Source organism: Roseicyclus sp. (assembly GCF_052168335.1).
In the GTDB taxonomy this organism is placed as follows: Bacteria; Pseudomonadota; Alphaproteobacteria; order Rhodobacterales; family Rhodobacteraceae; genus Roseibacterium.
Window position 1 is genome coordinate 1 of sequence record NZ_JBQLZP010000408.1, and the last position, 3,028, is coordinate 3,028.

Here is a 3,028-nt window from a genome sequence, read left to right on the forward strand (position 1 = left end):
AACCGCCTCCGGGGCTCCGCCCGTTCGCTCACCGGAACGTCCACCGGACGTTCCGCCGCCGCTCTGCGCCGGTTCGTTCGCTCCGCCGGGGCTGCGCCCGTTCGCGGCTTGATCGGTCCACCGGACCGATCATCGACTTCGTCGAACCGCCTCCGGGGCTCCGCCCGTTCGCTCACCGGAACGTCCACCGGACGTTCCGTCGCCGCTGCGCGCCGGTTCGTTCGCTCACCCATCCACGTTCCTCCGGTTCACCCAGAGCTGCACCAGCGTCAGGATCACGAGCACGAGCGCCACCATCAGCGAGGCGGCGGCGGCCAGTCCGAAGAGCCTCGGGGCGCCGGCGAACCCCTCCTCGTAGATGTACTGGATGATGAAGGTCGTGGCCGTGCCGGGACCGCCTCCGGTGAAGGCGTAGATCTCGTCGAAGGTCTGCACGCCCTTGATGAGCGCGAGGACCAGCACCACCAGCATCGTCGGCGCCAGCAGCGGCAGGGTGATCCGCGTGAAGCTCCGCCAGGGGCTCGCCCGGTCCATGATCGCCGCCTCGTAGACGTCGCGCGGGATCGCCTGGAGACCCGCCAGAAGGATCAGCGTGTAGAAGCCCATGTGCGCCCAGACCGAGATGAACACCGACCAGGCGAAGGCCCATTGCGCGTCGACCAGCCAGTTGATCCCGCCCATCCCCGTCCAGTCGAGGAAGGCGTTCAGCACGCCCTCGCGCTGGAGGATCCATTTCCAGATCAGCGCGACGACGACCGGCGAGAGCAGCACGGGAAAGAAGAAGACCGCGCGGAAGAAGCCGCGCGCGCGGATGTCGCGGTTCAGGATCACGGCCGTGAGGAGCGCGAAGCCCACCATGAAGCCGACCTGAAGCGTCACGAACCACAGCGTGTTCCAGACCGCGCGCCAGAACTTGTCCTCGCGGCAGGAATTCGGATCGAGGTAGTTGCCGCAATCGGTCAGCGTCGCGAAGTTCCTGAGGCCCACGTCCGGGCGGTCGGCCAGCAGCACGTTGTCGCCCCCCGTCGTCGCGTAGGAGACGTTGAGGATCACCGGCAGGAAGGCGAAGAGGCCGAAGAGGATCAGGTTCGGCGCGAGGAACACCCAGGCGAGCCGGTTCATCCCCAGGAGGCGCTGGAGCGCCAGCATCGGGATCTCGACGATCCGCATGAGGGGGGAGATGATCGCGAGCATGGGTGCGCCGTCCGGGTCACGGCCCCCGCGCGTGTGGCGGGGGCCGCGGTTGTGCTTACTGCTCGGCCATGGCGGCGGCGAGGTCGTCGGCCATGCGGGCGACCGCGTCCTCGACGCTGAGCTCGCCCACGATGGCCTGGCTCACGCGCTCGACCGTGATGCCGAACATCGCCCGGTTGCCCGGATAGCCCTGGTACCAGAAGGCGGCGGGCGCCACGTCGGCGAGGTCGGAGGCGAAGGCCGAGAGCGCCGCGGAGGCCGCGGGCGAGGCGTCCTGGAACTCGACGCCGGCCGCCGCGACGCCCAGGTGCGCGGGCAGGTTGCGGGTGCGGGCCGCGACCTCGGCGTAGATGTCCTCCTGCGCGAGGAAGTCGATCACGTTCGCCACGATCTCGGGGTGCTCGGTCTGCTCGAAGCCGACGATGCCCGCGCCGCCGGGCATGCCCGAGCAGGCGCCCGCCGGACCGCAGGGCGAGCCCACGACGCGCCAGTCGAAGAGGTCGCCGACCTGCTCGTCCATGCGCCCGACCTGCCAGGAGCCGGAGTAGTAGAACACCAGTTCGCCGTTGATGAACTCCTGCGCCGCGTCCTGGTAGGTCGCGCCGCCCTGTCCGGCCCAGACGTCGCGCGCCATGGTGCCGTCCTCGTTCCAGGCGACGAACTGCTCGACGAAGGCGGCGAAGCCCTCGTCCGACAGCGTCGGGCCGTCGGGCCCGTTCAGCGCCGCGCCGTAGGAGATGGCGGGGCCGGCGACACGGTGGCCCGAGCGGTCGATCGCCATCGGGAAGGGCGTGCCGGTGGCCTCGGCCACGGCGCGGGAGGCCTCGGCCCACTCGGCCCAGGTCGCCTCGGGGCCGGGGATCTCGACGCCCGCCTGCTCGAAGAGCGTGGCGTTCACGAAGGCGCCGGTGATCGTCAGCTGCGAGTGCATCCCGTAATAGCCCTGCCGGTCGCCCGCGCGATACCAGTCGAGCGTGCTGCCGAAGCTCGCGTCCCAGTAGGCGGTGTCCACGTAGGGGGCGAGGTCGAGGTAGTACTCGTTCAGGCCGCCGAGGTCGGTGACCTTGGCCATGTCGGGCCCCGTGCCTGCGGCGAGCTGCACCGGCAGGTTCTCGAGGATCGCCTGGTAGGGCACCACGTCGACGATCACGTCGACGCCCGGGTTCTCGGCCTCGAAGCGGGTCAGGACATCGTCGTAGACCTCGCACTCGTTGCCGTCCGAATAGCACATGAAGCGGATTTCCTGCGCCGCGGCTGCGCCTGCCATGAGCGCGAGCCCGGTCGCTGCCGCGGTTGTCGCGGCGAGTCTGGTCTTGAGCACGGTCGTTCCTCCCTGGTGGACCATGTATGTCGGCGGCGGCCCCAATGCTCCGCCACCTTGCTTGGCCGCCCGACCCTTGTCGGTGACGGCAATCGGAGCATGGCGTGGAAGGGACGGCGGGGCAACTCCCGAGTGCGTTCCCGCGCGCCGATTGCCCCTGCGTAAGCTCAGAGCCGCGAGAGGTGCGAGGCGCAGCCCGTCAGCGCGGCGTAGTCGTCGGTCACGACCTGCACGCCGAACTGCTCCATGAAGCCCGAGAAGCGGCCCTTCGACCGGAAGGCCCCGGCGAAGCCGAACTCTTCCAGCCAGGGCGCGAAGGCGCGCGCGACGCCGCCCACGAGGCAGATCCCGCCGAAGGGCAGGTGGCCGAGCGCGAGGTCGCCCGTGACCGCGCCCATGACCTGCACGAAGAGCCGCCCGGTGGCGAGCGCGGCGGCGTCCCGCGTCTCCATCGCCGCGAGGATGTCGGCGGGCGCCGCGTCCACCCCGTGGAGCGCGGCATGGAGCGTGCTG

General features: G+C 70.4%; 3 protein-coding genes. All 3 read right to left on the minus strand.

Features of this window, described 5'->3' with window-relative positions; translation table 11 throughout:
- Positions 1–225: 225 nt before the first annotated feature.
- Positions 226–1,194, minus strand: a complete 969-nt coding sequence (locus tag ACTS11_RS12485) for a carbohydrate ABC transporter permease (RefSeq protein WP_442640641.1) — start codon at positions 1,192–1,194, stop codon at positions 226–228.
- Positions 1,195–1,249: 55 nt separating this feature from the next.
- Positions 1,250–2,515, minus strand: coding sequence for an ABC transporter substrate-binding protein (locus tag ACTS11_RS12490; RefSeq protein ID WP_442640642.1), 1,266 nt, complete (start codon positions 2,513–2,515; stop codon positions 1,250–1,252).
- A 167-nt stretch (positions 2,516–2,682) separates the two neighbouring features.
- The coding region (locus ACTS11_RS12495) for a glucokinase (protein WP_442640643.1) at positions 2,683–3,028 on the minus strand (346 nt) is incomplete at its 5' end.